This window comes from Roseburia sp. AM23-20, from assembly GCF_003470905.1.
GTDB classification, from domain to species: Bacteria; Bacillota; Clostridia; order Lachnospirales; family Lachnospiraceae; genus Roseburia; species Roseburia rectibacter.
The window spans coordinates 1-24,506 of the sequence record NZ_QRHS01000003.1; the positions used below are offsets into that span (position 1 = coordinate 1).

At 41.1% G+C, this 24,506-nt stretch carries 19 protein-coding genes; 15 read left to right on the forward strand and 4 right to left on the reverse strand.

Going from position 1 to position 24,506, the window contains the following annotated elements:
• Positions 1–609: 609 nt before the first annotated feature.
• Positions 610–1,905, reverse strand: coding sequence for a tyrosine-type recombinase/integrase (locus DW650_RS04175; protein WP_009321335.1), 1,296 nt, complete (start codon positions 1,903–1,905; stop codon positions 610–612).
• A gap of 160 nt (positions 1,906–2,065) precedes the next feature.
• Positions 2,066–2,695 carry a helix-turn-helix domain-containing protein gene (locus DW650_RS04180; RefSeq protein ID WP_117964065.1) on the reverse strand — a complete coding sequence of 210 codons (630 nt, stop codon included), beginning with the start codon at positions 2,693–2,695 and terminating at the stop codon, positions 2,066–2,068.
• Positions 2,696–2,870: 175 nt separating this feature from the next.
• Here DW650_RS04180 and DW650_RS04185 point away from each other — a divergent pair, with 175 nt between their 5' ends.
• The 6 genes from DW650_RS04185 to DW650_RS04215 all read left to right on the forward strand — a co-directional run bounded on the left by DW650_RS04185 (position 2,871) and on the right by DW650_RS04215 (position 8,222).
• On the forward strand, positions 2,871–3,101 hold the full coding sequence (locus DW650_RS04185; RefSeq protein ID WP_002578307.1) for a helix-turn-helix domain-containing protein: 231 nt from the start codon (positions 2,871–2,873) through the stop codon (positions 3,099–3,101).
• 145 nt (positions 3,102–3,246) lie between these two features.
• Entirely contained in the window at positions 3,247–3,561 is a 315-nt protein-coding gene (locus DW650_RS04190) for a DUF3847 domain-containing protein (RefSeq protein ID WP_002578306.1), read from the forward strand.
• A 328-nt stretch (positions 3,562–3,889) separates the two neighbouring features.
• Entirely contained in the window at positions 3,890–5,611 is a 1,722-nt protein-coding gene (locus tag DW650_RS04200; RefSeq protein WP_009243741.1) for a MobA/MobL family protein, read from the forward strand.
• Entirely contained in the window at positions 5,550–6,299 is a 750-nt protein-coding gene (locus DW650_RS04205; protein WP_009243742.1) for a DUF6040 family protein, read from the forward strand. The genes DW650_RS04200 and DW650_RS04205 overlap by 62 nt, the downstream gene beginning before the upstream one ends.
• 155 nt (positions 6,300–6,454) lie before the next feature.
• On the forward strand, positions 6,455–6,913 hold the full coding sequence (locus tag DW650_RS04210; protein WP_108817235.1) for a MarR family transcriptional regulator: 459 nt from the start codon (positions 6,455–6,457) through the stop codon (positions 6,911–6,913).
• Positions 6,903–8,222 carry an MATE family efflux transporter gene (locus tag DW650_RS04215; protein WP_109214827.1) on the forward strand — a complete coding sequence of 440 codons (1,320 nt, stop codon included), beginning with the start codon at positions 6,903–6,905 and terminating at the stop codon, positions 8,220–8,222. Before DW650_RS04210 ends, DW650_RS04215 begins: the two co-directional genes overlap by 11 nt.
• 133 nt (positions 8,223–8,355) lie before the next feature.
• Here the strand turns inward: DW650_RS04215 and DW650_RS04220 are convergent, their stop codons facing one another.
• Positions 8,356–8,592 carry a DUF6061 family protein gene (locus DW650_RS04220; protein ID WP_002578301.1) on the reverse strand — a complete coding sequence of 79 codons (237 nt, stop codon included), beginning with the start codon at positions 8,590–8,592 and terminating at the stop codon, positions 8,356–8,358.
• A 312-nt stretch (positions 8,593–8,904) separates the two neighbouring features.
• Entirely contained in the window at positions 8,905–9,660 is a 756-nt protein-coding gene (locus tag DW650_RS04225; protein WP_118209144.1) for an exodeoxyribonuclease III, read from the reverse strand.
• A gap of 230 nt (positions 9,661–9,890) precedes the next feature.
• Between DW650_RS04225 and DW650_RS04230 the strand changes: the two genes are divergently transcribed.
• From DW650_RS04230 to DW650_RS04270, 9 genes are all read left to right on the forward strand, one after another.
• Entirely contained in the window at positions 9,891–11,666 is a 1,776-nt protein-coding gene (locus tag DW650_RS04230) for an ASKHA domain-containing protein (RefSeq protein ID WP_118209145.1), read from the forward strand.
• Positions 11,667–11,968: 302 nt separating this feature from the next.
• Entirely contained in the window at positions 11,969–13,438 is a 1,470-nt protein-coding gene (locus DW650_RS04235; RefSeq protein ID WP_118209218.1) for an ABC transporter permease, read from the forward strand.
• Between the two features lie 13 nt (positions 13,439–13,451).
• Positions 13,452–14,417 (forward strand): carbohydrate ABC transporter permease, encoded by a 966-nt coding sequence (locus DW650_RS04240; protein WP_117922533.1) that lies wholly within the window; start codon positions 13,452–13,454, stop codon positions 14,415–14,417.
• A gap of 159 nt (positions 14,418–14,576) precedes the next feature.
• Positions 14,577–16,370: a hypothetical protein gene (locus tag DW650_RS04245; protein ID WP_118209219.1), complete on the forward strand. Its 1,794-nt coding sequence runs from the start codon at positions 14,577–14,579 to the stop codon at positions 16,368–16,370.
• A gap of 221 nt (positions 16,371–16,591) precedes the next feature.
• Positions 16,592–17,215, forward strand: coding sequence for a YesL family protein (locus tag DW650_RS04250; RefSeq protein ID WP_117922534.1), 624 nt, complete (start codon positions 16,592–16,594; stop codon positions 17,213–17,215).
• A gap of 97 nt (positions 17,216–17,312) precedes the next feature.
• Positions 17,313–19,343, forward strand: coding sequence for a beta-galactosidase (locus tag DW650_RS04255; RefSeq protein WP_118209146.1), 2,031 nt, complete (start codon positions 17,313–17,315; stop codon positions 19,341–19,343).
• 30 nt (positions 19,344–19,373) lie between these two features.
• Positions 19,374–20,855: an alpha-L-fucosidase gene (locus DW650_RS04260; RefSeq protein WP_118209147.1), complete on the forward strand. Its 1,482-nt coding sequence runs from the start codon at positions 19,374–19,376 to the stop codon at positions 20,853–20,855.
• Positions 20,856–21,001: 146 nt separating this feature from the next.
• Positions 21,002–22,696: a sensor histidine kinase gene (locus tag DW650_RS04265; protein ID WP_243102850.1), complete on the forward strand. Its 1,695-nt coding sequence runs from the start codon at positions 21,002–21,004 to the stop codon at positions 22,694–22,696.
• Between the two features lie 50 nt (positions 22,697–22,746).
• Positions 22,747–24,489 (forward strand): ABC transporter substrate-binding protein, encoded by a 1,743-nt coding sequence (locus DW650_RS04270; protein WP_118209149.1) that lies wholly within the window; start codon positions 22,747–22,749, stop codon positions 24,487–24,489.
• The last annotated feature ends 17 nt before the right edge of the window (positions 24,490–24,506 follow it).

Sequence of the window (24,506 nt, forward strand, 5' to 3'; positions counted from 1 at the left end):
GATTAATGTAATGCAACATAGCAGATGAAACTTCAGACAAGTCATCAGGCTGAATATCAATGATACAGCACATTAGGATTTTAAGCATATTTCCATTCGTGCGAATATCAAAAATTCACACCCGCGCCCCCATTTTGAGATGAACCGCCCACCCAAATGGTGTTCACAACCTGAAGACTGGCATCTTGCGCAAAGCCGAAGCTAATTTTGTGACTTTGGGAGAAAATTAGAAAATCTTGGTATGCCTGCCTACACACAGTGATGTTCTGCCACGGATGGCAGAACAAGGCAGCATCGAGTCATGGATGACTCGTTGTTGCCGTTCACGTCACTCCGCGAAAATCTAATTCAGGCATACCTAGACTTTTCTTATTTTCGGACAACGGAACAAAAATTACTCCGGCTTTGCGCAAGACGCCACTCACAATCCCATGACACACCATTTGAGCGGGCGATTTATTTCATAAACAAATCAGTATTTGTGGAGAGATTTCCTGAACTTTCCTTATTTTACAGGCTTTTCAGCCCATTAAATAGTGAAATGATATGTATTTTCCCTTATTTTTGCCCTTATGCGGAATCCGCAAGGGAAATAAGGGAAATTTTTAGTTAAGCATTGCTCGCTACTTTATCAAGAAGTCTTGCGGAATCCCGTTTTGCTTTTCTTGTTGAGTGAGCGTAAATATTCATTGTGGTACTGACATCAGAGTGTCCTAACAGTTCCTGTACATCTTTCGGTGCAGCTCCATTGGAAAGCAGATTGCTGGTATAAGTGTGACGCAACTGGTGAAAATGGAAATCTTCAAATCCTTCCAGCTTCTTTGCCACTGATCTGCATACAATGCTGAGTGTACTCGGCAGTTCCAAAGAGCCATCTGGTCGCAGGCAGACAAAGGAGATTTCTTTGTAATCTGTCGGGACTTCCTGTGTTCCGTCAAGATGATAGTATTCATAATATACCCTGTTTTTCACATGCACTTCTTTGTAGTAATTGCGGTGATATAATTCGCCATACTGCATCCGGTTTTTGAGCTGTTCTTTTCTGGCAGCTTTCAGTATTTCAGTCAGCGTATCTCCAAAATCAACAATCCTTACTTTTTTCCGTTTCGTTGGTCCGATAATATTTTTGTGTTTCATGCCGTCGTAGCGGATACTGCGTTTTATGGTCAGGCATTGTTCCTCAAGGTTAATGTCCTGCCATGTAAGACCACAGGTTTCCCCGATACGGAGCCCGGCATAATACGCAATTTGAATCGGAAGAATAGCAGGTGGATTTTTCTTTTCCAGATATTGGATAAGCCGTTCATAATCCTCATGTGAAATCGGCTGTGTACCTTCTTCCACTTCATCATCGGAAAAGAGGTCAACTTCCTCTGCCTGCTTTTTCAGCTTAATATACTGCATCGGATTGAAACTGATTAACTGTTTTGGAAATACTGCAAAACGGAATGACTGCTGTAACACTGCGGAAAAAGAATGGATATAATCTTTGCTGTATCCCTTTTTTACTTTCCCGTCTGGAAACTCACCACCGAATGTAAGCAGATCAAGAAATGCCTGTAAATGTTCGGCAGTAACTGTTTTCAGTTTGCGGTCTGCAATCGGGTGTTTTTTGATACATCGGATTGCACCAAGATAATTTTCCACTGTACCGTTGCTGAGTGTCCCAGTTTTCAGTTCTTCTTCTGCCCACATATCCAGAAGTTCCCCTACGGTAAGATTATCTGCCTTTGCAACAAACTTCTTATCTTCGTAGTCTTCCAGTGCCTTGCGGAGAAGCTTTTCCGTCTCACTTTTACTTTCGGTTCCGGCGTATTCTTTCTGAACCATTTTACCGCTTGCATCTTCTACATAGAAACGATAGTACCATTTTTTTCCTTTTTTTCTAACAGATCCTTTTGCCATAATCGTATGTCTCCTTTCGATATCAGACAATCGGAACTGCTGAAATGCTTCTTGCGTGTAGGCATCTTATGGACAAGTCCATAAGCCAATTCGCCGCTCGTCAAATCTGTAAACAGCTTGACTCGCTTGCGCTCATTGTATCATAACTCCGATTATCTTACTATACCGATTCAGAATCGTCATACATAACTTCGGATAAAAGATTTGCAAGCCTTTGTTCTGCCGCTTCCGGTTTCTTTGAATAGAGCCTTACAACATCTGCCATATCATTAAATGCGTTGACAGTATGTGTGATCTCCCTGAGAAACATAATCTCATTATATTCATCTTTCGATTCAAATCCCATTACTTTGGCAATGTCCGCATCTTTGGTACTGCCTTTGTAATTTTTACAGGCGAACTGAAACGAATCCAGAAACAGTTCATATTGCTTTAACATTAACAGCAGTAAGTCTTTAGAAAAAGCGTCTTCTGTTTTATTAAGATCAAGAGGTAACTGTTTGAGAATATCGCCCATCACATCACGAATCTGCAATTCCTTCTTATCCGTAATATCAGTTTCATATTCATCGGTTTCCCCTTTGAGCCATTCAATCGATACATGAAGTGCTTCCGAAAGGCCTTCCAGTACCATCTTTTTGGTATTGTCAATCGAACCATTCTCATAACGCAGGATTGTGGAAGCGGTAACTCCCATCTTCTCTGCGACATAAGGCTGTGTCAGATTTAATTCGAGACGGCGCTGTTTTGCCCTGCTGCCGATCAGCTTGCGTAGTTCTTTATCTTTCATGCTGATGTGCCTCCTTTTTCGGTATGTCATTACTATACCACGCAACAAAATATATTGCAATATGCAATTTATAGAAAACGAATGAAATTTCATAATGCTTGACAAAGCAATATAAACACGCTATACTGACAGCACAAATGAAATTGCATAATGCAATTTAAAAGGAGGTGGTCATATGACACAAAGAAAGATTGCCTTATCTATTGAAGAAGCTGCTGATTATACGGGAATCGGCAGGAACACCCTGAGAAAACTGGTGGAATGGAAGAAACTTCCGGTATTAAAGGTTGGGAGAAAAGTCCTGATCAAAACGGATATGCTGGAACTTTTTATGGAAGCCAACGAGGGCAGAGACTTGAGGGATAAGGGAAATGTGAAAGCAGTCACAAGAAACGGTTCAACTTAAAAAAGCGGTTCCCGAAGAAACCGCCAAAGGTTCTATCAGACCGGAGTCATGATATACCTACACGCAAACAGATTATACCATGTACTTCGTCTGACAGACAACAGGAAACTTATGTTTGGAAGAAAAAGAAAGGACGATGATATTTATGGCAAGATCAACAAAGAGTTATGAGGAGCGTATGCTCCAGTTGGAAAAGAAAGAACAGGAAAGCCTTGAGAAAGCAAAACAGTATGCAGCACAGAAACGGGAACTGAAGAAACGTCAGAAAGATGTGGAAACTAAAAAGCGGACACACAGGCTCTGCCAGATTGGTGGTGCGGTGGAATCGGTGCTGGGTTCTGCGATTGAGGAAGATGATATCCCAAAGCTGATCGGCTTCTTAAAAAGGCAGGAAGCAAATGGGAAATTCTTCTCAAAGGCAATGCAGAAAGAGCCAGTTGCGAATACGGAGGAAGTGTAATGCCGGAGGGAGTGGATTTTCCATTCCCTTCATTGCTTTTTCATGAAGGGCGCACTTATGGACAACCAGAGGTCGTCCGTATAAGTTTGCCACAGGTGGCAACCGGTCTGCGCTTATGCTTGCCGGGCTCGTTCCGTCGGCGGGGCTTTCAGCCAGACCTGCTCATGCCGCAGGAGGCACTCTTCGCCAGAGGGGCGCATTCCATGCAGGCTGTTATGCACAGGGCACTCTTACGCAGAGGGCGTTCCGGCAGATACCATTTTCTTTTTGGGAAAACGTTACCTGCCGGAAATCAAAGCCGGATACGGCAGAAAGGGGGAAACGGAGCATGGCGATTTTTCATTATACAGTAAAGATTGTTGGACGCAGCAAAGGGAAATCCATCATATCAGCATCTGCGTATCTCAATGGTGATGTGATGAAAAATGAAGAAACAGGCAGGATCAGCTACTACACTGCCAAAAAAGAAGTCGTTTATACCAGCCTGTTGATGTGTGAAAATGCACCACAGGAATGGCTGAACGTACCTGCTGAAAATATCAGACGGTTTCAGAAATCTGCCCGATATAAAAGAGCAGATAACAAAGATGCTGCACTGGGAAAATTTAAACTTACTTTTCAGAAACAGCGTTTATGGAATGAAGTTTTGAAGATTGAGAAGACCTCGGATGCACAACTCGGCAGGTCATTTGAATTTTCGCTTCCGAAAGAATGGAGCCGACAGGAACAGATTGATTATACAACTGAATATATTCAAAAGACCTTTGTAGATAAGGGAATGTGTGCGGACTGGAGTATCCACGATAAAGGAGATGGAAATCCCCATGTGCATTTACTTGTGACGATGCGACCATTCAATCCAGACCACTCATGGGGGAACAAAGAAATCAAGGATTGGGAGTTTGTCAGAGATGAAAATGGAAATATTGTGGTGGATGAATCCCATCCGGACTGGTGGCAGGATAAAAAGAACCCTGACCGTCATGGAATCCGAATCCCCGTACTTGATGAAAATGGAGTCCAGAAAGTCGGGACAAGGAACCGCAAACAGTGGAAACGTGTATTAACCGATGCTACCGGGTGGAACAATCCGAAAAATTGTGAGCTATGGCGGAGCGAATGGGCAAACGTCTGTAATGCACATTTGAAAACGGAAAATCACATTGACCATCGTTCTTATGCAAGGCAGGGAAAATTAGAGATACCGACGATCCATGAGGGCGCAGATGCCAGAAAAATTGACGAGAAATTTCAAAACGGACAGACATCCTCTACTTCATGGAAAGTAGAGGAAAACCAGATCATAAAAAGACAAAATGCACTGCTGGATAAAATACAGATTTCTTTTGGAAAAGTATCCAGTGCATTAACACAATGGAAGGAGCGATTGCGTGACATTAGAAGAAAGCCGGGAAGTCATTCCCATGATGGAGACAATGATAAACCAGATCGAGGAACAGCAGAATCTTATGGCAGAGATGGTACAGGAATTGCAGGAACGGGACAGGCAGCTCCTGTCTTTTCAGGAGCAGAACCAGAGTTTAAAAAGCTTAAACAGCGAATTATCCAGGCTGCTAAATCTTTTGCCAGATACAGAAGAACTGCTCTCACAGATCGAGCAACAGAAAACCAGAATCGAACAGTTGGAAAACGAGAATCAGCAATGGCAGGAATTAACGCAGAAGCTGAACAACGAGAACAGCTTATTGCAGAAACAGAACAGCGAATTGCTGACCTTAAACAGCAGATAGAGAAAGCGAGGGAGATCGATGAGCGAATGCAGAAACTTAGAGAACGTCGGGCAGGTGGAAGAACTTCTGCTGATGACCGAACAGATGCAGGACGAACTGGATCAGAAAGACCAGACAATCCAGGAACTAAACAGGCAGCTAAGCGAATCGCTGACCTTGAACGAGAAATTGAACAGCGAAAACAGAGCCGAGAATATCGAAGCATTGCGGACAAGATTAAGGCAAACAGAGGAACGATTGACCAGCGAGACAGACAGCAGGAAAAGAGCCGACGCAGAAGCCGTGGCATGGAAATTTAAGTATGAAAAAGCAGAGCAGGAAAAACTTTATGCACAGACACACCAAAAGACGGTAGAGGTAGCTGTTGAGAAAAAAGTGCCTTATGAGAAATGTGAAAAATGTGACCGTACTGCTTACCGGAAAGCAAAAGAAAAATGCGATAGCCGTAAAAGCCAGTTAGAAAAGAAATATAAAAATATGACGATTGGTTATGAAAGTATCTTGTTTCTACTGGCATGGTACAGCATAACAACAACACTGTTTACTGCGATTCTTTCGCCGGTTTTCCTTAACGACTGTATCGTCTTTTTCGGTGCGTTAGGAAAAGGAATGGGAAGTTTATTTCGGGAGTTTGTGACAGGTGCAGACTCTTTCGGACAGTTAAGCAGTGGAATACCTAACAGTATTCTTTCCGGGATTGTGTACTGGCTGATTGCCGGTACTGTCATGGCAATTTTATTCGTAATAACCGGGTGGCTGATAATCGGGATTGGTTATCAGGTAGGAAAAATCTACCGGAAATATTGTTGGGATATCATCAGTATCGTGGTAGCGATAACGAGTACAGCTGTTGTAATTTACTTTGGAGAATGGATTAAAAACGCTAATCCGATAAATCTTATTGTATTGCTATTACTGTCGCATATTATTTATATTGGAATCAGATGTTATGTGAAAGACTGGATGGAAGAACGAGGATATTATTAAAAGAGGACAGGGAAATTTCATAATCTTCCTGTCCTTAGTAAGGGACTATTGATTGTTTATATAAAGAAAAAGTATATAAATAAATCTTGACAATTAGTACGAACTCGGACTATAATACAAAAGTCCGGATTCGTACTAATTTAAGGAGGAAAAAGATGAGAAAAGATAATAATATGATAATACAGTTGCAACGATATTATGCTTTATGGAAAGAATGTACAGCAATGTATGAGGAATGGTCAAAGGATCAGGGACTGTCTTCAAATGGAGTTTTTGCTTTGTATTCATTTTATGAAAGTAATGGAAGATGCACGCAGAAAATGATAAGTGAAAAATGGAATATACCTAAGCAAACGGTAAATACGATACTAAAAGATTTTCAGAAAAAAGGATACATCAATATGGTATCTGATGATTCAGACAAGAGAAATAAGCTGATATGCCTCACAGAATCAGGAATGGAATATACGAAAGATATCATAGAAAAACTGCACTCAAAAGAAATATATGTAATCGAAAAAATGGGATTAGAGAATATAGAAAGTCTTAATGATAATACAGAGCTGTTTATCAGACTTTTCAAGGAAGGAGATTGTAAGAAAAATGAATCATAAATCATTATTTTTTAAATATGTTATTCCATCTATTATAGCATTTGCATTATCAGGAATATATGCGATAGTGGATGGATATTTTGTAGGCAATACCATAGGAGATGCTGGACTTTCGGCTATTAATATTGCATATCCGATTGTGGCTTTGATTCAGGCTCTTGGAACAGGAATTGGTATGGGAGGAGCTGTTTATTACTCAATTAATGCAGCAGAAAAGAAAGGAAAACGGGCAGAAGAATTTATTGCTACAAGCTGGTGGCTTCTTGTAATAGTAAGTGTTATCAGTACCATAATTATTTACTCCTTTTCGTCTAAAATTTTAGGATTGCTTGGAGCAGATGGAATTATATTAACAAATGCGACAGATTATATCAAAATTATAGCACTTGGAGCAATATTGCAGATTCTTGGAACTGGAATGATGCCATTCATTAGAAATTATGGAAACTCTTTCTGGTCAATGTTTGCGATGGTTGGTGGATTCATAACCAATATTGTTCTGGATTTTATCTTTGTATGGATATATGAAATGGGCATGAAAGGTGCAGCCACAGCTACAATAGCCGGACAGGGTGTGACTGCAGCAATTGCAATCATATACGCATTATATAATAAAAAGTTTTATGTGTATGTATCCTTAAAAAATGTAAAAGAAATGTGTGGCGCTATATTCAGAGTAGGTCTTGCACCATTTGGGCTAGCATTGACTCCTAATATTTCATTGGTGTTTATAAACCGATTCTCCGCTTCTTATGGGGGAGAAAAAGCTATTGCAACTTATGCATGTGTATCCTATATTATCTGTATCATATATCTCATATTGCAGGGCGTAGGTGATGGAAGTCAACCTTTAATGAGCCGTTTTTATGGTGAGAAGGATCAAGAAAGCCTGAGAGGAGTTCAGAGAATGGCATACATTTTTGCAATAATTCTTGCTGTTTGTGGTGGAATTATCATGTATGTAAACAGAGCAAATATTGGAGGGGTTTTCGGAGCTTCTTATGAAGTAAGTATTGAGATTTCTAAAATTGTACCTATATTTTTAGTGTCATTACCATTTGTTGCGATTACCAGAATAGCGACAGCTGGATTTTATGCTACTGAAAAAAGTGGATTGTCATACATTCTTACATTCATTGAACCAGTATTGATGCTGATATTTATGCTTGTTTTACCACCTTTATTTGGTGGACAGATTATGATATGGTGGAGTACGGTATTGGCACGTGTTTTTTCAGCGATTCTGGCATTCATACTAATAAAATATTGCGAAAAGGGAGATTTGCAATATGGAATACAGAAAATTTAACAATCAGATAGTAGCAAGAATAATCTAGGTTTATCTATTGTATTTTTAAGGACAGCCTCATAGCAATAGGGCTGTCCTTTTAAAATTATGAAGCTAATTTTTAATAAATTCTAGTAGATTTTGATTGGAATAATCATAACTCTAATGAATCTTCAGCATCTACCCACATCTGTAAATTCCCATCAAGATATAACCTTGCATATTCTAATGGCTCATCGATTGCAAGCGATGTCAAAGCACAATCAGATCCAGGTGTGGTTCTTAAATTTTTTTCTGCTTCCCAACAATCAATACGGAGTATATAGCCCGTATTAGTATATACATCAATGCTGTTGCACTGTGGATTGTATTCTGCAAATATTGTTCTCATCGTATCCCATCTCCTTATCATTTAATCAATCAGTAGTAGCAAAAATTAAGAAGCATTTCAATCAGTTCACCATGTCACTTTTATTTTGTGTTATACTGTCTTATAGATTTTTCTTGCCCTTGTATTTGCCCTTATCAGAGTGCATAAACACTGATGGGACGATATAACACAAGGGAAATAATAAGGGAAAGCTCACCTGCGACAAATCCAGTGTTTTCAAGGGGTTGCGAAGAATTTAATAATAAAATATAACAGTTATTAAATTTCTTAAAACAGGTGAAATCTCAATCAGAATTTGTAGGGCAATTCATTTTATAAGTCGATATCTAATTCTACCGGGCAGTGGTCTGAGCCGAAAATATCTGTATGGATCTTTGCACTGGTGAGTTTGTCTTTGAGCCGGTTTGATGTGATAAAATAGTCAATACGCCATCCGGCATTCTTTTCACGTGCCTTAAAACGATAAGACCACCAGGAATAGATCTGTTCCATATCCGGATAAAAATAACGGAAAGTGTCTGTAAAACCGGCGCCTAAAAGTTCTGTCATTTTTGCACGTTCTTCATCTGAAAAACCGGCATTTTTCCGGTTCGTTTTTGGATTCTTTAGGTCAATTTCCTTGTGTGCTACATTTAAATCTCCACAGAGAATGACGGGTTTTACGTCATCAAGTTTCTTTAAATAAGTACGGAAATCATCTTCCCACTGCATACGGTAAGGAAGACGTGCCAGTTCATTCTGTGAATTTGGTGTATAACAGGTAACCATATAAAAATCAGGGTATTCCAAAGTGATGACACGTCCTTCTTTGTCGTGTTCTTCGATACCGATGCCGTAGGTCACATTTAAAGGTTCTTTTCTGGTAAAAATTGCGGTGCCGGAATAACCTTTTTTCTCTGCGTAATTCCAGTACAAAAAATAACCGGGCAGTGGAAGGTCAATCTGTCCTTCCTGTAGTTTCGATTCCTGAATACAGAAAATATCTGCATCTATTTCATGAAAAAAATCAAGAAAACCTTTTTGAATACAGGCACGCAGCCCGTTGACATTCCAGGATATCAGTTTCATAGTAATCTCCATTCTACGTGTGAAAAATATCTTTTTTACACGAATCTCTATTTCTTTTTTCTGCAAAATATCATAGCATTATATTTTGTGCTAAACAAGGAAAATATGCAATTGCTGCTGACAAAACAGTGTATGTATATTGTTGATAACAGAAAGAAGTGGTGTTTCCATATTGCAGGGAGAATGGTATAATTTATTTCAATAAGTAAGTTCATGGCAGGTAGGAATTGATGAAACGAGTTTTTTTACAACAAAACCAGAACAGGACAGTGCTGGAACTATTGAGAGCACAGGGGGAATATTTAGATGCACCCTGCAATGGAAAAGGTACCTGTGGAAAATGTCGTATTATAATAGAAGAAACACAAAAAGCAGATCCACCCAAACCACGGGAAAAAGAAGTGTTTACAGAGAAGGAGTTAGAAGAAGGATGGCGTCTTTCCTGTATGACGATTCCATCAGGCGATATGTATGTGCGTATTCCAGAAGAAGGTGGGGAGCAGATGCATGTGCAGACTGAATTTATCCGTGGAAAAAAGGAAGCAGGTGATGGGCAAGGAGTATCTGTATGGGAAAAGGAAGATGCAGGGGACAGGCAACCGGAATTTATCGAAAAAAAGAGAACAGAAGATAACCGGCAGATATCACTGGCTTTGGAAATGCCATCAGAGAGCGTAGATACAGAAAACTCTACATATGGCATTGCAATCGATATCGGAACGACCACGCTGGCAGGCGAGCTGATTTCACTTACGGATGGAAAATGCATAAATACAGCAGTGTGCGTCAATCATCAGAGAGCATATGGAGCAGACGTGATATCAAGAATCCGGGCGGCAGAGTCTGGTGACGCAGAAAATTTAAGACAGAGCATTTTAAAAGATATAAAAGATCTGGTAGGAATATTGCTTGCTGGGCAGAAAATGGATGAACAAAGCACACAAAGTGTCAGTAAGATCGTGATTGCTGGAAATACAACTATGTGCCATTTGCTGCTTGGGTATTCCTGTGCGGGACTTGGAATTGCGCCGTTTACACCGGTAAATCTTGCGCCGGAGAAGATGACTTGGAGCGAATTAACCGGAGAGTGTGAAGATGTAGAGAAAGGCATAAGTATTGGAGAATATGGAGATGGAGGAAACATCAGAAGCACTGGAGAGTATGGAGATGTCAGAAATAGTGGGAATATCGGAATAAACCAGTGTGCGGAAGTATACATCGTTCCGGGAATCTCTGCTTTTGTCGGAGGTGATATTACAGCAGGTATGATCGGATGCGATATGCGTCCGGATCAGTGTGAGATGCTGATCGATATCGGAACAAACGGTGAGATGGTCTTATCTGCGGGGGATCATTTCCTTGTATCATCCGTTGCAGCAGGACCTGCATTCGAGGGTGGAAACATATCCTGTGGAGTGCCGGGAGTACCGGGGGCTGTCTGCCGTGCAGTTCTGTTCGGAAAAGAAAATATGGTGACGAAAATGATTGGTGGCAAAACCGCGATCGGGTTGTGCGGAACAGGAATTATTGACGTGATGTACGAATTAGTGCGCCATCGTATCGTTGATACACATGGAACCCTGAAAGAGCCATGGTTTACCAAAGGTTTTCCGGTCGTACCAGGTAAAATCTATTTTACACAGGAGGATATCAGACAGGTACAGATGGCGAAGGCAGCTATCTGCGCAGGTGTGGAAGTTCTGTTGCAGAAAGCACACATACCATATGAACAGATCAATCGGGTATATGTGGCAGGCGGATTTGGTACAGGTCTTGATATGGAAAAGGCAGTTGGGATCGGACTTCTGCCGTCAGGACTGCGAGGAAAGCTGATTCCTGTCGGAAACAGCGCCTTAGAGGGCGCTGTCTGTTGCCTGACTGGCAAAAAAGAAAAAAATGGGCTGAAGCCAGAAAAAATTACAACGTTATCGAATGAAATCAATCTTGCAGACACAGAAGAATTTCAGAAGCTGTATGTAAAGCATATGCAGTTTCCATTTTATTGAAGTGAGAATAGAGTGTGAGGGGGGATTGGTTATAACATCATAAAATTCAGGTACATCAGAAGATGATCAAAAGGACAGGGGTATTTATTAGAAAAAAATACCTCTATTTTTTTACATCTGATTTTCAATGACCAAAAATCAAGGTATATTTTATCAATTATTTACGGTATTTTAATTTTCTTCCCTTTTATATAATAAATACAACAAAAGCAGTTCGGAAATATTTTTTTTAAAGCAAAACTTAAACGTTTTCGAAAAAACTCCGGATGCTGGAGAAAACCAAAAAGAAGGGAAAGGGAGAAATGAAAGAAACGGGCATTTCAAAAAACAAAAAAGCAGATGGCACCGGCGTTACAGATAAGTTATATCTTGTACTTCGGATCGCAGTTCTGTTTGCAGTCTTATTTATGTTCATACCTGGAATTAACCCAGCGCGAATCAGTGGAATGATCGGAAGAAACTTATCCTTGTTTACTTCCGGTATCTCATACTCATCACTGGCATCAGAGTTTGGACGTGCATTCCGAAAAGGATGGGTCATGAAGTCAACATTACGGCTTGACTCTGTATCTGCTCTGGTTACCTGTCTTGGAACAGCAGCGGTTGCAGCGGGAGGATGTTTATCACTTGGAAATCTGAAAATGAAAAAACTGAGCAACATCTTCACAGCGGCAGGAAGTGTAGTGATGATCCTCGGACTTGGCGGTATCGCACTTGCATACAGCCAGATCAGCAAAACGGAAAAACCTGGTAAGATAGAACCGATCTTTTCCAATGGCTTCTATGCAATCTTAATCGTTGCGATCATACTTTTAGCAGTTACATTGATCGTGATGATAAAACAGCCGAAAGTTGAGGCAGGCGCAAAATATGAGATGGAAACAAAGTATCGCCTGTTTCTGATGCTGATGCCGTTTTTAGCACTGGCTGGTGTGTTCTGTTATCTGCCATTATGGGGATGGAGATATGCATTTTTCGATTACAAAGTTGGTGATACTTTAAGCAGGGCTAACTTTGTTGGATTCAAATGGTTCACACAGTTATTTAAGAATCCGGCTACCGTAAGAGATATCATTCGTGTTCTGAAAAACACACTTGCAATGAGTGGACTTGGAATTTTGACAAGCTGGCTTCCAATGGCATTTGCAATCTTCCTTTGTGAGATTAAAAATATGAAGTTCCGCCGCGTTGTACAGACACTTACGACGGTGCCAAACTTCATCAGCTGGGTACTTGTATATGCAATCGCTTTCTGCATCTTCTCAACAGACGGATTTATCAGCAGTTTGATGGTAAATGCAGGAATCTGGTCAGAGGGTGTTAACATGCTGATGGGAGGCAGCCATGTATGGCTGCAGATGTTAGCATGGGGCTTATGGAAAGGAATCGGCTGGAGTGCAATCATTTATATCGCAGCGATTTCCGGTATTGACCAGCAACTTTATGAAGCGGCAACGGTGGATGGCGCAGGCCGCTTCCAGAGAATGTGGAATATCACAGTGCCAAGCCTGATCCCGACATTCTGTGTATTACTGTTAATGTCAATCGCCAATATCTTAAGCAACGGTATGGATCAGTATTTAGTATTTGAAAACTCTACCAATACAAACGCTATCATGGTACTTGACCTGTATGTATACAAACTTGGTATCGGACAGGGACAGATCCCATTATCAACAGTAATTGGTATGGTAAAATCACTTGTCAGTGTAACCTTACTGTTTGGTGCAAACGGTATTTCAAAACTGATTCGTGGCGAGAGTATTGTATAAGGAGGCATAAGACATGGCAAAAACAGCACAGGAAAAGGCTGATTTAAAAGCCGAAAAGCTTTATGAAAAAACACATAAACGCAAATATCGTTTAAAACCCGGCGATGTCGTATTTAACATTTTAAACTACCTGTTTTTTACATTATTTACAATCGCATGTATATTCCCGTTTTATTACCTGTTCATCAATACGATCAGTGATAACGATCTGGTAATCAGGGGTGTGATCAACTTCGTACCGAGAGGAATCCATCTGGATAACTATACAGCTCTGTTAAATGTAAGTGACCTTTCAAGTGCATTGATCGTATCATTGTCAAGAACAGTACTTGGTACAGCACTTATGGTTGCAGCATCAGGATTTATCGGTTATCTGGTAACAAAAGATGAAATGTGGGGCAGAAAATTCTGGTACAGATTCCTTGTGATCACCATGTATTTTAATGCAGGTTTGATCCCATGGTTCTTAAACATGCAGATGTTAGGACTGACCAATACATTCTGGGCATACATCATTCCTGGTATTGTGGCACCATATAACATCATTCTGGTAAAGACGTACATAGAGTCTATTCCGGCAGAACTCGAAGAGAGCGCCCAGATCGACGGAGCAAGTTTCTTTACTGTATTTCGTAAGATCATCTGGCCGCTCAGCAAACCGATCCTTGCAACGATCGCGATCTTCGGTGCAGTTGGCCACTGGAATTCCTTTACGGATTCCCTGATTTTAATGACATCTGCTCCGAAATTATATACGCTTCAGCACAGACTTTATATTTACTTAAATCAGGCATCCAACTTAAGTGCATTGATGGAGTCCGGTGGAGCTGTCAGCGAGGCTGTTCTTAAATCAGCAATGAGTGGAAAAGTTATCAAATATACGATTTCCATGGTAACCGTAATTCCGATCTTAGTCGTATATCCATTCATGCAGCGTTACTTTGAAAAAGGTATCATGTTAGGTGCCGTAAAAGGTTAAAGAGGTGTTAACCGCGTGGTGCGGAATCAATATAACACACAACAAGGAGTAAAATCCTCTCCTCACCAAAGGACTCGGATTTTGCTTCGCACAACAAGGAGTAAAATCCTCTCCTCACCAAAGGACTCGGATTTTGCTTCGCAAAACAAGGAGGATTATATGAAAGCTAAAAAAATTGTATCACTGCTTTTGGTAGCTGCGATGACAGTTTCCATGGCAGCCTGTGGGGGAAATGATCAGGCAAGCAACACAAAAAATGACACAGCAGCAGATAATGCTGTGGACGAAGCTGGCACAGAGGCTGGAGACGCTTCTTCCGATGAGGCGGATGCTGAGGATCTGGCAGACATCATTCCGGAGGAGACAGTAACTCTTGATGTATTCGACCAGTTAGCAAACTATTCCGGAGAGCAGATCGGCTGGTTCGGTCAGATCATGTTAGACAAATTCAATGTAAAATTAAATATCATTCCGGATTCCGACGGTGTATATGAGACACGTATGGAGTCAGGAAATCTTGGAGACCTGGTTCTCTGGGGAAATGACTCCGATGAGTATCAGCAGGCAGTGAGCAAAGGAATGCTCTTTGACTGGAATGAGGATGATATCTTAAGCGATTATGGTCCATACATCAAACAGAACATGCCGTATGCATTACAGAAAAATGCAGACCTTTCCGGCGGTACGGTTTATGGATTCGGATTTGATGTTGCAAGAGATGCAACAGCACGTCAGGATTTCATGTATACCTGGGATTTAAGATGGGATCTTTACAAAGAGTTAGGATATCCTGAGATCAAAACATTAGATGATATGGTAGATGTATTGGGTCAGATGAAAGAAATCTGCCCGACAGATGATAATGGAAAAACAACTTACGGTGTTTCCTTATTTAACGATTGGGATGGAAATATGGTAATGTTCGTAAAATCAACAGCAACTGCTTATTATGGATATGATGAATTCGGTTTTGGTCTTTATGATCCGGAGGAGCAGGTATTCCATCCGGTGTTAGAGGAGAATGGACCTTATCTTACATGCTTAAAATTCTATAACAATCTGTTTCAGAAAGGATTACTTGATCCTGACTCACAGACACAGGGATATGATGGTATGCAGGAAGATTACCAGAACGGTGGAGCATTCTTAAATGTATTCAACTTCTTAGGTTCTACTTTCTACAACTCAGATTCACATGCACAGGAAGGCAAAGCAATGTATCCTTGCCCACCGGAAGATGCAACCCCGATCTGCTATGGTCAGAATATCTATGGTGGAAACCGTATCTGGTCTATCGGTGCTAAGACAGAGTATCCGGAATTGTGTATGGCTATCTTAAACTGGTTATCTACTCCGGAAGGACGTATGACAGCTGAGTATGGTCCAAAGGATGTCTGCTGGTATTATGATGAAAATGGAAAAACGCAGTTTACAGATTTAGGACGTGCAGCTAAGACAGATATCAGCACACAGATGTCTGATGGTTACAGCGGAACATTTGATGATGGCTCCTTTAAAATGAACAACACAACATGGGCACTTGATTCCTTAAATCCTGATTCAAACGGTGAGACATACAACTATCGTAAATGGGCTAGTTTTGCAACAGATGCAAATTCTGACATTGAGCAGGACTGGAGAGATAAGACCGGTTTTGCAACAGCAGATGAGTACATGGGATCAAGACCTTACAAACTTTCTCTTGGTACAACATACTCTGAGTCTGTAAAATCTGATGAGTTAAATGTATTATGGACACAGGTTGCTGAGTGCATCAAGACAAATTCATGGAAAGCAATCTATGCTAAGACAGATGCTGAATACGACCAGATCGTTTCTGATATGATCTCTCAGGCAAAAGATTACGGCTATGATGAGTGTATCGCATTCCAGGAGAATGAAGCATCACTTAGAAAAGCAGCTGAGGACGCAGTAAAAGAGACAATCAAATAACGATGCGATGAAAAACAATAGATGGCATGTTACGTAAAGACGTCTGTTGTTTGAAAAGACAGACCTGAGCAAAGGATCCGGACAAAACGTCCGGATCGCCCCGGTCTGTTTTCATCATACTGGATATATTCGTAAAAATCCTGTATGATGAAAGCAGATCAGACAGTAAAAATAAATAAAAGAGAGAAGTGTATTTACAGCACTCTGGATCGGAGGAAAAGATGAAATTTTTCAGTGTGGACAGTCCGTTATACCGTTTTTTGAGCAGATTGTTAGATATTTTAAAATTAAATTTTTTGTGGATTCTAGGAAGTATACCAATTTTTACGATCGGTGTATCAACGACAGCAGCAATGTCAGTTGCACTAAAATTAGCGGATGATGAGGAAGGTTATATTGCAAAATCTTATTTTGAGGCATACAAGGCAAACTTTAAGCAGGGAGTTCCGATGGGACTGATCTTTCTGATTGCGTGGTATGCGGTGTATCTTGATTTCCAGCTTTTTGGAGCGGTGAAAAACAATCCGGTCATTTTGCTGATCATTGGTATGGTCTCCGTATTTCTTGTGATCATTGCGATGATCTATGCATTTCCGCTGTTGGCAAGATATGAAAATACAGTGATCCGTACCATTCAGAACTCTATGGATATTTCAAGAAAATATTTTGGAAAAACGCTGATCTTAGTGATACTTGTTGCTGCGGAAGTGCTGATTTTCCAGTATAATTCCACGATGATATTCCTTGGAATCTTATTTGGTCCTGGATTTATCATTTATACGGTCGCAGCAGTGAGCAAACGTATTTTCCTGCAGATCGAGCGTGTGAATCGTGAGGGTGAATAAGGGAATGTCAGCTTTTGGGCAGTTTACCATTTAAAAAAGCAGATAAAATATATTTATAGGCAATGAAAAAATATAAAAAGGCAAGAGGAGTAAAGAGATGATCGAGAGCAGCAAAGTACATAAAATTTTATACGGCGGAGACTATAATCCGGAGCAGTGGCCGGAAGAGATCTGGAAAGAGGATATGCGCATGTTTAAACTGGCGCATATAGATGTTGTGACTTTAAATGTGTTTAGCTGGGCAGCATTGCAGCCGGATGAAGTTACCTATGATTTTTCAAAACTGGATAAGATCATGGAATATGTAAAAGAAAACGGATTAAAAGTCTGCTTTGCAACCTCAACAGGTGCGCATCCGGCATGGATGGCAAGAAAATATCCGGATATCCTGCGTGTGGAGCATAACGGTATGAAACGTAAGTTTGGAGCACGTCATAATTCCTGCCCAAACAGTCCGACCTACCGGAAATATTCCGTGGCACTGGCTGGAAAACTTGCAGAGCGTTATAAAGATTATGACAATATCGTTGCATGGCATATTTCCAACGAATATGGCGGAGAATGTTATTGTGAAAACTGTGAAAAAGCATTCCGTGTCTGGCTGCGCAAAAAATATAAGACAATCGATGAGTTAAACCGTGCGTGGAATACTTGTTTCTGGAGCCATACATTTTATGACTGGGATGATGTCGTTCTGCCGGATATGCGTTCGGAGGAATTTAACTGGGATGGTATCCGCACAAACTTCCAGGGAATTTCGCTCGATTACCGCAGATTTAATTCAGACAGTATTTTAGACTGTTATAAGTTAGAGCGTGATACGGTAAAAGCATCTACACCGGACGTTCCGGTTACCACGAATCTGATGGGATTTTATCCGTCATTAGACTACCAGAAATGGGCAAAAGAGATGGATTTTATCTCCTGGGACAGCTATCCGTCATTTGGTGCAGAAACAGAAAACAATGCGATGGCGCATGATCTGATGCGCGGGTTAAAGGGCGGAAAACCGTTTGCACTGATGGAGCAGACACCGAGTGTGAGCAACTGGCATACTTATTGTGCCCTGAAACGTCCGGGTGTGATGCGTTTATACAGCTATCAGGCAGCAGCGCATGGAGCAGACACGGTCATGTTTTTCCAGATGCGCAGAAGCATAGGTGCCTGTGAAAAATATCATGGTGCAGTGATCGACCATGTTGGTAATGAAAATACAAGGGTATTCCGTGAGATTACGGCGCTTGGGGAAGAACTTGAAGGACTTTCGGATACATTGCTTGGCGCACGTACTCCGGCAAAAGTGGCAATGGTGTTTGACTGGGATAACTGGTGGGCAACCGTGCTGTCCGCAGGACCAAGCCGATGCATCAATTATTATGAAGAAATCTATCAGTATTATAAAGCATTGTTGAATCTTCATATTCCGATGGATTTTGTTGGTGTGGATGATGAACTGTCCGGTTATAAAGTTGTGATCGCACCGATGTTATACATGTGTAAAGACGGTTATGATGAAAAAATCCGTGCATATGTCAAAGAAGGAGGTACATTTGTAACTTCCTATTTCAGTGGTTATGTGGAAGATCATGATCTTGTTATTACAGGCGGATACCCGGGCAGACTGCGCGATATCTTAGGCATCTGGGTGGAAGAATCCGATGCCATCCCGGAGGGGAATGTCGGAATGAAACACACTTTTGCATACAAAGATGTCACTTACCCGGCTGAAGTACTCTGTGACCTCTTACACACCGAAGGTGCAGAAACGCTTGCCGTTTATGACAATGATTTTTATGCCGGAATGCCGGTACTGACCTGCAATTCCTTTGGAACAGGAAAAGCCTGCTACGTTGCAACCCGTTCAGACGGAGAGTTTTACCGTACCTTCCTGACGGATATCCTGAAAGATGCCGGTGTCGAGGCTCTCGCTTCAGGCAGCGAAAAAGTAGAAATCACCCTCCGCGAGAACAAAAATGGCAGCTTCTTATTCCTCTTAAATCCAACGGATGAACCACAGGAAGTAACGCTGAAAAAAGCCGGAACCGACCTGCTCGGTAAAGCAGATTACCAGGCAGGAGAAAATATTGTGCTTGAACCTAAAGCAGTTGCGATCATCCAGAGTAAGTAGATTTTTTCAAAAAGAAAAGGAAAGTATATCATGTCAGAGCAGAAAGAACAACAACTTCTTGAAACCGTAGACCGCATCATTGCAGAAGGACCGTATCAACCCACCTGGTCCTCCCTGATGCAGGCAAAAACCCCGGACTGGTTTAAACAAAACCACTTTGGAATCTTCATCCACTGGGGTGTTTACAGCGTTCCTGCAAACTCTAATGAATGGTATCCGAGGAACATGTACATCGAAGGAATGCCTGCATATGAACACCATGTAAAAACTTACGGAAGCCAGAAAAATTTTGGTTACAAAGATTTTATTCCAATGTTTCGTGCTGAAAAATTTAACCCTGCAGAATGGGTAAAATTATTTAAAGAGGCTGGTGCCGGTTATGTATTTCCGGTTGCGGAACATCATGATGGATTTCAGATGTACAAAAGCGGACTGTCCCACTGGAATGCCGCAGAGATGGGACCAAAGAGGGATGTGCTTGGGGAACTGAAAGAAGAAATCGAAAAACAGGGTATGATGTTTTGTGCATCTTCCCACCGTGCAGAACACTGGTTTTTCTTAGGGCATGGAAAAGAATTTGACAGTGATATCAGAGAACCTCTGCAAAAAGGAGATCTGTACTGGCCGTCTATGCCGGAACCGGTTGCGGAAGATCTTTATGGAGAACCATATCCGACGGAAGAATTTTTAAATGACTGGTTAGCACGCACCGCAGAACTGATCTTAAATTATCAACCATCGCTGCTTTATTTTGACTGGTGGGTACAGCATCAGGCATTTAAGCCATATTTAAAGAAAATTGCAGCATTTTATTATAACTGTGGCGTAAAATGGGGCAAAGATGTAAAAATCTGTTATAAACATGATGCAATGATGTTTGGCAGCGGTATTGTAGAAGTAGAACGAGGTGGTTTTGCGGAGGCAAAGCCGTATGAATGGCAGACAGATACGGCGGTAGCAAGAAATTCCTGGTGCTATACAGATACGTTAGATTATAAGAGCAGCAATGAGATCATCTGTACGCTTGTTGATGTGGTCAGCAAAAACGGAAATCTTTTACTGAATATCGGTCCAAAAGCGGATGGAACCATACCGGATGGCGACCATGCGATCTTAGAAGACCTTGCAGGATGGATGAAAGTAAACAGTGAAGCCATCACGGGGGCAAAGGTATGGAGAAAATCCATGGAAGGACCTACTGTAACGGCAGAAGGGCAGTTTCAGGATCAGAAAGAACTGAAATTTACAGACAGAGATTATCGTTTTACGATTAATCATGGAAATATTTACGCGATTGCGTTACAATGTCCTAAAGATGGTGTTTTCTGTATCCATTCACTTGCAGACAGCAGTGACCAGAATGTACCGGAGTTTCATGGCATCATTGATTCGGTGGACATTTTAGGATATGACGGTAAGCTGCAGTGGTCTGTTGACGGGGAGGGACTTCATGTCACAGCACCCGGAATAAACAGCAGATTTCCGGTTATAGTACGTGTTTGCCCGGAATAAATAGTGGGAAATGCCGGTCTGACTGAAAGACAAACGAAAGGTGTAGAAATATGAGTTTGTTTGCCCGGATAAAAACGTTTATAGGTAACTTAAGACTGCGGGAGAGAATGCTCTTTATATATATTGCCGGAGGAATTCTGCCGATTTTGTTATTGGATATTTATACTTATCAGAATACAAGAACGGTACTGATCCAGAAAGCAAAGGAAAGCGAGATGGATGGACTGAATATGATCGCAGATTCCATGAGCGAAAGTATGTCCGTCATCTCTGATATTTCCAAACAGATGTACTTTGATGAAAAGATCGAGCATATCGCATTTCATCAATATGAAAATTATTCAGAGATTCTTGCAGATTACAGAGACTATGATACCATTTCTGATTATCTGAAATATTATTATCATGAAATTTCAAGTATCACATTGTATCTTAATAATGATACAATTTCCAATAATGAATATTTTGTACATGTAGACCAGGAGATCGCAGAGAAACCATGGTACCAGAATACATTAGATCTGGATGGAAAGCCTTACTGGTCTTATTCGTATGATTCGCTCAAACGCAAAGATTCCCTTCGGATGTCAAGACTTTTATATACAAAGGATATGGAGCCGGTCGGTGTACTTGCGATAACCATGCAGTATAAGCGTACAGAACTGCCGGTGCAGGAGCGGACACAGGATACTTATTTAGTGTATGATGATACTGTGGTTTTACATCGCAATGAAAATAACCGTGATACAGATGAGATGATTCTGTTATTAAAGCAGATCAAAGATGATACTTATTCCGGAAAAGTACGTTTTCAGGGCGAAGATACCTGTCTTTTATCGACAGTGCGGGTAAAACCGGATTATTCTGATGATTATTATACGTTAGTAAGTGTATGTCCGTATGAGGAGATTGCCGGATCAGCAGCACGCAGTGCGTTGGGAAGTCTTGTGCCGCAGCTTGTATGTGTGGCATTTGGACTTGGAATCATTTTAGCATTTTCCAATCAGTTCAGTGCAAGGGTAAATACGTTCCGTCTCCAGATGCACAAGGCGGCAACCGGAGATTTTAATATTACAGAAGATATCGGCGGTGAGGATGAAATCACAGATCTTTATCGTGATCTGAAGGTTATGATCGATTCTATCCAGGAACTGATGAATAATGTGATCAAGGAGCGTGTGCAGAAAGAACAGGTCAATGCAAGGCAGAAAGAAGTGGAATTTAAGATGCTTGCAAGCCAGATTAATCCGCATTTTTTGTATAATACGTTGGAGACGATCCGTATGCAGGCAAGGATCCACAATCAGCCGGATATCGAAGAATTAGCAAAAATGCTTGCAAAGATCATGCGGAGAAATATTCAGGTAAGCAATACATTACAGCCGTTAAAATCAGAATTGAAGTTAGTCGAGTATTATCTGAAAATACAGGATTACCGTTTCCATGACAGGATTCATTACAGTATTGAGACGGAGGGAGATATCAGTTCACTGAAGGTTATGCCGCTATTGATCCAGCCCTTTGTGGAAAATGCATTTGTGCATGGACTTGAGGCAAAGGAAAGCGGGGGAGAAATCGTGATCAGGGTTGAAGTGAGATCCCATCTGTGGATTACAGTATCAGATAATGGATGCGGAATGTCCATGGAAAAACTAGACGAAGTGCGTAAGGCGTTGAATGATTTTGACAATCTTGACCGGACGCATATCGGAATCTGTAATGTCAATCAGAGAATTAAACTTCAGTATGGGGAGAATTACGGAGTAGAATTTGAGAGTAAGACAGGAGCAGGAACGAAAGTCAGTATCAAACTTCCGGTTCTGACGTCGGAAATTGAGTAATGAAATATTACATTCTGAAAATGAGAAAATAATTTAAAGGGGCAGGATATATGGGAAGGAGTTTTTTATACAAAGGTATAGGTAAAACTTTTGTATGTAAATATTTTGCATGCAATAGAACAGTGTGCAGCAGGATCGTAAGTGGTCTTATCACAGGCAGTCTGCTGATGGGGTTATATGGCTGTGGTGCCACAGAAAATACAACTGTTTCAGACACACAAAAGCAGGAGAGCAGTCAGGAAGATTTAGAACCGGTTACATTTACATTTTATAATGCGGACGGGATGGAGGACACATGGACAGATCCTGTCGCACAGAAAATAACAGAAAAGACAGGTGTTACGCTAAAGATGGATTACCCTGCGGATGCCAGTGATAACCGTATTGCGCTGATGGTTGCAACCGGGGAATATCCGGATCTTGTGTTTGCAAAAGGGGATGCTCCGACATTGATCCAGAATGATGCATTGATTGATATGTCAGATCTGATCGATGAGTATGGTCCTAATATTAAAAAATTGTATGGAGATGAGTACGAAAATCTGCGTTATTCCAGTGATGATCCATCTATTTACCAGTTATGCAGTGACAAGGTGCAGGAAGAAATATTGGAAACATCAGGAACAGCCCAGCTCCAGTGGGCGGTATTGCAGGAAAACGGGTATCAGATACCATATACATTAGATGAATATACACAGATGATCCGTGACTATATGGTAAAATATCCCACTATTAATGAAAAACCGACCATCGGTATTTCCATTGCATGTTCTGACTGGCACTGGTATACGATGTTGTCTAATCCGTCCGGGTTTATCGCAAATGGTTCGCCGGATAATGGTCAGTGGATCGTGGATGAGGACAAGGAAGAAGTATATTATAAGCATGCAGCGGATGGACAGAAAGAATATTATGAATGGCTGAACGAAATATATAATGAAGGAATTTTAGATCCGGAATTTGCCACACAGACACACGAAGATTATATTATGAAGATTGCAGACGGCAGGGTGCTTGGACTGCTGGATAAAGACTGGGATTATGCAAATGCGGAGGTATCTTTAAGATCGGAAGGACAGGACGAGCGGACTTATGCGGGACTTCCGGTTACGATTGATGAATCTGTAAAATGCCCGTCTTTAAAGCAGAGAAGTCTGGCAGTCGGCTGGGGAATCGGTATTACGAAAAGCTGTAAAGATCCTGTACGGGCGGTCAAATTTTTGGACTGGATATGCAGTGATGAGGGACAGATCCTTCTGAACTGGGGAATCGAAGGAGTTAACTACTATTATGATGAAAATGGAAAACGCTGTATTATGGAGGAAGACCTTGAGGTATCGAAAAGTGATACGAATTATTCGGAGCGCACAGGAGTTGGCTTCCGTGTATATCCGTTTCCAAGTTATGGAAATGAGGCAGTTGATTCTACCGGCAATTCATACAGCAAGAGTTCAAGAAATGTGGTAAAGGAAAGTTATGATGAGATGGAAAAAGAGGCATTAAAAGCATGGAATGCAGATATGCTGATCGATATTTTCCCACAGAAAGAAGAATTTGAAAAAGAAAATTATTCACCGCTCTGGTCTTTGACACTGCCGGATGAGTTGAATCAGATATTAAGTAATCTGAATGACATAGCATGGAAAGGGCTGATCGACTGCATTGTCTGCAAACCGGAGGATTTTGATGCAAAATGGGATGAGATGCAGCAAAAATTAAAAGCTGTCGGTCTAAAAAAAGCAGATCAGGAAATGACCGCGTTACTGCGGGATGAGATCAGCCGCCGGGAGTAGATGGGTAAATGCGAAAG

Bases quoted from the DNA above. Each gene is read 5' to 3' on its own strand.
- DW650_RS04175 (WP_009321335.1), bottom strand. From the start codon at position 1,905: ATGGCAAAAGGATCTGTTAGAAAAAAAGGAAAAAAATGGTACTATCGT.
- DW650_RS04180 (WP_117964065.1), bottom strand. From the start codon at position 2,695: ATGAAAGATAAAGAACTACGCAAGCTGATCGGCAGCAGGGCAAAACAG.
- DW650_RS04185 (WP_002578307.1), top strand. From the start codon at position 2,871: ATGACACAAAGAAAGATTGCCTTATCTATTGAAGAAGCTGCTGATTAT.
- DW650_RS04190 (WP_002578306.1), top strand. From the start codon at position 3,247: ATGGCAAGATCAACAAAGAGTTATGAGGAGCGTATGCTCCAGTTGGAA.
- DW650_RS04200 (WP_009243741.1), top strand. From the start codon at position 3,890: ATGGCGATTTTTCATTATACAGTAAAGATTGTTGGACGCAGCAAAGGG.
- DW650_RS04210 (WP_108817235.1), top strand. From the start codon at position 6,455: ATGAGAAAAGATAATAATATGATAATACAGTTGCAACGATATTATGCT.
- DW650_RS04215 (WP_109214827.1), top strand. From the start codon at position 6,903: ATGAATCATAAATCATTATTTTTTAAATATGTTATTCCATCTATTATA.
- DW650_RS04220 (WP_002578301.1), bottom strand. From the start codon at position 8,592: ATGAGAACAATATTTGCAGAATACAATCCACAGTGCAACAGCATTGAT.
- DW650_RS04225 (WP_118209144.1), bottom strand. From the start codon at position 9,660: ATGAAACTGATATCCTGGAATGTCAACGGGCTGCGTGCCTGTATTCAA.
- DW650_RS04230 (WP_118209145.1), top strand. From the start codon at position 9,891: ATGAAACGAGTTTTTTTACAACAAAACCAGAACAGGACAGTGCTGGAA.
- DW650_RS04235 (WP_118209218.1), top strand. From the start codon at position 11,969: ATGAAAGAAACGGGCATTTCAAAAAACAAAAAAGCAGATGGCACCGGC.
- DW650_RS04240 (WP_117922533.1), top strand. From the start codon at position 13,452: ATGGCAAAAACAGCACAGGAAAAGGCTGATTTAAAAGCCGAAAAGCTT.
- DW650_RS04245 (WP_118209219.1), top strand. From the start codon at position 14,577: ATGAAAGCTAAAAAAATTGTATCACTGCTTTTGGTAGCTGCGATGACA.
- DW650_RS04250 (WP_117922534.1), top strand. From the start codon at position 16,592: ATGAAATTTTTCAGTGTGGACAGTCCGTTATACCGTTTTTTGAGCAGA.
- DW650_RS04255 (WP_118209146.1), top strand. From the start codon at position 17,313: ATGATCGAGAGCAGCAAAGTACATAAAATTTTATACGGCGGAGACTAT.
- DW650_RS04260 (WP_118209147.1), top strand. From the start codon at position 19,374: ATGTCAGAGCAGAAAGAACAACAACTTCTTGAAACCGTAGACCGCATC.
- DW650_RS04270 (WP_118209149.1), top strand. From the start codon at position 22,747: ATGGGAAGGAGTTTTTTATACAAAGGTATAGGTAAAACTTTTGTATGT.